The 5,479-nt window shown below is 64.1% G+C and carries 7 protein-coding genes; all 7 read right to left on the bottom strand.

Going from position 1 to position 5,479, the window contains the following annotated elements; all coding sequences use genetic code 11:
• A partial coding sequence (locus Q0588_RS01160) for a hypothetical protein (protein WP_298743003.1) occupies positions 1–191 on the bottom strand: 191 nt, incomplete at its 3' end.
• 8 nt (positions 192–199) lie between these two features.
• On the bottom strand, positions 200–895 hold the full coding sequence (locus tag Q0588_RS01155) for a cytochrome c biogenesis protein CcdA (protein ID WP_298743002.1): 696 nt from the start codon (positions 893–895) through the stop codon (positions 200–202).
• 3 nt (positions 896–898) lie between these two features.
• Positions 899–1,513: a hypothetical protein gene (locus Q0588_RS01150; RefSeq protein ID WP_296638913.1), complete on the bottom strand. Its 615-nt coding sequence runs from the start codon at positions 1,511–1,513 to the stop codon at positions 899–901.
• Positions 1,510–1,782, bottom strand: a complete 273-nt coding sequence (locus Q0588_RS01145; RefSeq protein ID WP_298743001.1) for a thioredoxin family protein — start codon at positions 1,780–1,782, stop codon at positions 1,510–1,512. Before Q0588_RS01145 ends, Q0588_RS01150 begins: the two co-directional genes overlap by 4 nt.
• The gene (locus Q0588_RS01140; protein ID WP_296638915.1) at positions 1,779–2,207 is read right to left on the bottom strand and encodes a heavy metal-responsive transcriptional regulator; all 429 of its coding nucleotides are present in this window, start codon (positions 2,205–2,207) and stop codon (positions 1,779–1,781) included. The genes Q0588_RS01145 and Q0588_RS01140 overlap by 4 nt, the downstream gene beginning before the upstream one ends.
• A 503-nt stretch (positions 2,208–2,710) precedes the next feature.
• Positions 2,711–4,810, bottom strand: coding sequence for a heavy metal translocating P-type ATPase (locus Q0588_RS01135; RefSeq protein WP_298743000.1), 2,100 nt, complete (start codon positions 4,808–4,810; stop codon positions 2,711–2,713).
• Positions 4,811–4,888: 78 nt separating this feature from the next.
• The coding region (locus Q0588_RS01130; protein WP_298742999.1) for a hypothetical protein at positions 4,889–5,479 on the bottom strand (591 nt) is incomplete at its 5' end.

The raw sequence follows: 5,479 nt of genomic DNA, 5'->3' as shown, positions 1-5,479 counted from the left end.
CTCACCTTGTGCGGACCGATATCCTCCAGCACCTTGGCGATTTGCATGAATGCGCGCCGCTGCGCATCGGAATCGCCGATGGTCATTTGCATGACGAACGGAACCGGCTTCGGCCCGGCCGCCTGGGCATTGATGCCGAACAATCCAGACAAAACGCAGGACAACAGCCATGCACGCAATGCAAACCTCATGAAGCCTCCTACGCGACAAGACCGGGGATGAAAAGGAAATAGGCATTCAGCATGTAAAGCCCGGAGAGAATCAGGAGCAGCGCGCCGATAACCTCGAAGATTTTCTGCGCATGCCGCAGCGGCTTCAGGCTTTCCAGCCAGCCCACCGCCCACGCGCCCAGGATGATCGGCACCGCGCGCCCAAGGGCGAACGCCAGCAGCAGCGTCGCGCCGAACAGCGGCGAGCCGATGCCGGTGGCCACGCCCAGCAGGATCACCAAGGCTGGCGCGCAGAATGGACATATCGCCACTGAAAACGGAATGCCCAGAGCGAACGCGCCCCAGCCGTTCTCGGCGCGCCTGGCGCGAAACCGGATGACGGGAAGCGGCAGCCTGATCCATCCCGGCCACATCAGGCCCAGCAGGATCAGGAGCGGCCCCAGCACCAGCCCCCATTCCCGGCCCAGGAGTGTTTGCACCCACATCCCGCCCAGGCCGGCCGCCGCACCCAGGAACACATGCATCAGGACCATGCCGGCGATGAACATGGCGCCGAAGCGCACGGCGCGCTTCGTCTCATGGGCCTTGGTCACATAGGCGAGCGAAACCGGAATGGCGGCCAGCGCCACCGGGTTGAAACTGAAGATAAAGCCTGCGGCAAAACCGACCCCCAGCGATGCGAGGCTTGCCTGCTCCAGTGTCGTTTGCAATGCGGTCATGTCCATGTTTCAGATGCCTGTCTGCCAGATCAGAAAAGCGCCGCCCCACAGCAACAGGGCCGTCACGTAGGGGCTCGCTCCGGCGGCCTTGCCCAGGAATGCCAGATGCGCCGCATTCAAGCCATGCAGGCTGTCCCATACCGTGGGCAGCGAAAACATCCCGGCGAAGGCCAGCCCCGCCCCGAGCGCGAGGTCGATGCGCTGGCTCAGGGCGGCGATGACGCCGACCACGGCCACCAGCGGCAGGGTGCAGGCGGGCAGCGTCAGGCCCAGCCTGAGCGCCTGCGGCAGGCGGCGCCCACCCGGGATGAGGCGAAAGAATTCGAGATGGGGAACCGGCAGATAAACCCGGCGGGTCACCAGATAGACCGCGCCGATGATGCCGAGCATAAGCGCCGCCTGTGGCGCGGAGAGCCCGTCGAGACCGATGGCGGCAGCGGCGCCGAAGAGGCCTGCCAGCAAGGCGCTTCGCGAAAGGACCAGTTGGGCGAGCGCCGCGCGACGCTGGCGCGCCACGTCATGGCTGCTGCGGGCGGCGAACAGGGTATGCGTGGCGATGGTGCAGGGTTCGAAAAAGGCCAGCAGACCCAGCCCCGCCGCCGTCACGAGCAACAAGGTGCTCATGCTGCATGTCCCTGTTGGAGCCGCTTTTCGAGTTCCGCCCGCAGTTTGCCGGCACTGGGCAGCGACGCGAACACGAGTTTTCCGTCGATGGCGATGGAGGGCGACACCATCACGCCGAGGTCCACGGCGTAATCCATTTCCTCCAGGATGTTCACGTCGCGCCACTGCACCTTGTCCGCGCCCAACTCTTCCGCGACCGCCTTGAGCATGGTCCTGGCCTGGCCGCATTTGCCGCAGCCCGGCGAGGAAAACACTTCGATCTTGATCATCGTTTTTCTCCTTTGCCTTGTTTGGCCATGCTGTTTTCCAGTGCCGCGAGGATGGGGCACTCGTCCAGCGGACGGGTCTCGTCATCGCAGATGGCGATCAGCCCGGAAAGCGCGCCGGACATGGCCTGCAGCGCGCGGATCTTGTGTTCCAGTTGCAGTTTCTTGGCGATGGCCACGCTCTTGACGTCCTTGCAGCAGGCCGCGTCGCTGTTTTTCAGGGTCAGCAGTTCCCGGATTTCCGACAGGCTGAAGCCGCACTGCTGCGCCTGCCTGATGAAACGCAGGCGCCGCACGGCATCCTCGTCATAGAGACGATAGCCGGCCCCGGTCTTGGTGGCAGGCGCGAGCAGACCCTCCTTCTCGTAATAACGAACCGTGTCGGCCGTGACGTCGGTTTCGCGTGCGAGTTTTCCGATGGTGCGCATGACTGACTCCTTCATTGACCGGTAGTCTAAACCTTGGAGTCGGGACCATGGTCAAGAGGAATTGTTACAGCGATCTGGAGGCAGAGCGCGTGGGTGCTTGGTTGTCGAATGGCTGCTTGCGCCAACTGGTGTGCAGCGCCTTCTGCTTGATTCCGGGCAGGCTCCGGCTTGCTTGACCGGATCGCACACGCTACAGTCAAACCATACGCTTGTGAGCCTCAGGAGCTGCTTCTCGATGCCGTGCGCACTCAGCGCCCGACAACAGCCCTTTGATTTCGATCGTCACGTTTTCATGAAGTGACCTTCGTGCGTGGCTAGCCTTTTCCGAACCTAATGCGTGCTTCAATCTGTACGGCGGCCGTCTGCAACAAGTCATATGTGATGACGACGGCGTCTCCAGCAACCGCTATATGCTTGATGCTCAAAAATCAACCCTCCCCGCTCTCGCCGCTCAATACAAAATCGGTGCTGCCGATTGCCATCGCACAATGATGGATTGCCATTTATGAGCGGCCTTCTGCATGGGCCGCGGCGGGCATCCCGCCCCGCCCCAACAGCTTGGCATTGATCGCCACGATCACGGTGCTCGCCGACATCAGCACGGCCCCCACTGCCGGGGTCAGCAGCAGGCCCCAATTGACCGCCACGCCGGCCGCGAGCGGAATCGCGAAGGCGTTGTAGCCGGTGGCCCAGATCAGGTTCTGGACCATTTTGCCGTAGGTCTTGCGCGACAGCCCCAGTATCGCCGCCACGTCTTCCGGGTTGTTGCTCACCAGCACGATGTCGGCCGCTTCGATCGCGACGTCGGTGCCGGCGCCGATGGCCACGCCCAGATCGGATTCCACCAGTGCCGGCGCATCGTTGACGCCGTCTCCGACCATCGCCACGGTGAGGCCGCGGGCCTTCACTTCGCGGATCTTTTCCGCCTTTTGTTCCGGCAGCACTTCGGCGAAGTAGTCGTCCAGATCCAGTTGCCTTGAAACCGTTTGCGCCACCGCTTGCGCGTCGCCGGTGAGCATCATGCATTGGATGCCCATGGCCTTGAGCCGCGCGATGGCCGCTTTCGATTCCGGGCGCACCACGTCGGCCAGTCCGAACACGGCGGCAGCGCGGCCGTCCACCAGCAGGAAGATGGTGGTCTTGCCTTCGGCGGCGAGCGCTTCGAGTTTGGGGTGCTGGACCTGGATGCCCTGTTCCCGTAGATAGCCCGGGCTCACCATTTTTATTTCCCGGCCTTCGACCACGGCCTGCGCGCCACGGCCGGTCAGGTTCTTGAAGTCGCTGGCCTGCGGCCATTCCAGCTGGCGTTCCTTGGCCGTGCGCACGATGCCGGCGGCGATGGGATGCTCCGACTGGCTCTCCAGCGCAGCGGCCAGGCGCAGGCAGGCCGTCTCGTCCAGCTCGCCCAGCGGCACGATGTCGCTCACGCCGAAGCGGCCTTCGGTCAGGGTACCGGTCTTGTCGAACACCACGGCCCCCAGGTTGCGCGCCCGCTCGAATGCCGCGCGGTCGCGGATGAGCAGGCCATGCGAGGCGGACATGCTGGTGCTCACCGCAACGACCAGCGGCACGGCGAGGCCGAGGGCATGGGGACAGGCAATCACCATCACGGTGACGGCGCGCTCCATGGCGAAGGCGAAATCGCGTCCCAGTGTCAGCCACACGAACAGGGTGGCGAAGCCGCCGCCAAGCGCAATGGCGGTCAGCCACACTGCCGCCCGGTTGGCCAGGTCCTGGCTGCGCGAGCGCGATTCCTGGGCTTTTCGCACCATGTCCATGACCTGCGCCAGATAGGTCTGCCCGCCGGTTTTTTTGACTTCGAGGGTGATCGCGCCTTCGCCGTTGACCGAGCCGCCGATGGCCTCGGCGCCCTCGCCTTTTTCCACCGGTTTCGATTCCCCGGTGAGCATGGATTCATCCAGGCTGGTCTGGCCGGAAACAATGATGCCGTCGGTGGGCACGCGTTCGCCCGGCTTCACCAGGATGCGGTCGCCGGGTGCGACGTCGTCGACAGGGATGTCCTCGGTGTTTCCGTCCGGCTGCACGCGGTGCGCTTCGGAAGGCAGCAGCCGCACCAAGGCTTCGAGGGCGCCGGAAGCGCCGAGCACCGACTTCATCTCGATCCAGTGGCCGAGCAGCATGATGTCGATCAGGGTCGCCAGTTCCCAGTAGAAACCCATGCCGGCCAGGCCGAAGGTGACTGCGCTGGAATAGAAATAGGCCGCGCTGATGGCCACCGCGATCAGCGTCATCATGCCCGGCTGCCGTTGCCGGAGTTCTTCGCCGAAGCCCTTCAGGAACGGCCAGCCACCATAGAAAAACACGACGCTGGAGAAGCCGAACAGCACATAGGCGTCGCCGCGAAACGCCACCGGCGCCGCCAGGCCGAGCATCTCCCACAGGCCGGAGGACAAGGCCAGGATGGGAACCGTCAGCGCCAGCGATATCCAGAAGCGTCTTCTGAAATCCGCCACCATGCGGGCGTGGTCATGGCCGCCGTGCTTCCGTGCCTCTCCTCCTTGCGCTTGCGTGTGGGCAGCGTGTTTGCCGTCTCCAGGAGGCGGGCTCTCCATTGCGGGTGTGTGACCGGCGTGTTCGTCCATCTGCCTCTCCGTCATCTGTCGTCGAATCCGATCGACGCTTGTCTGCGGCTAGCTGCTGGAGGGGGATTTATTGCGCGCCTATCCTCCATGGCCCCGCCAGGAACGCGCCATGTCCCGTCGCTGGCTATCCGTCAGCACACCGTCGATTTTTTGCTGCAGGTCGATCGCTGAGTCGAGTTGCTGGCGCTGAAGATCGAACGGTTTCTGTGAGGCGGCGCGAATCGCGTCCCAGTCCCGCTTTTCGTTCATATGCAAACGGTTGAGTGTGTCGTGTGCAGCCCAAAGCTGCTGTGACAGGCCGCGGTTGCGCGCCAAGGCCTCTTGTTGCAGCTGGTCGATCTTCTGCGCCTGTTCGGACGTCAGATCAGGGGGCGTCATGCCGAAGCCCATCCCTGCGCCCATCCCCGGCATCCCCGCGCCGTACTGGCCCATCATCCCGTGGTACATGCCCATGCCCAATCCCTGGCCGGGCACCGCGCCCCCCATCATTCCGGGCCCCATGCCGTACCGGCGCGGACCGCCGTCGGCACGATAGCCGTCGTCCCAGGCACCCATCCGTCCCCCATGCCACGGCCCGTAGCCCATGCCGCCATAGCCGAATGCGAGCCATCCCGTAACGACGACGAGAACCACCCACAAAGCGATCCAGAATCCACGCTTCCGATTCAT

Source organism: uncultured Brevundimonas sp. (genome assembly GCF_937870815.1).
Lineage (GTDB): Bacteria > Pseudomonadota > Alphaproteobacteria > Caulobacterales > Caulobacteraceae > Brevundimonas.
This window is presented reverse-complemented; position numbering and strand designations above follow the sequence as displayed.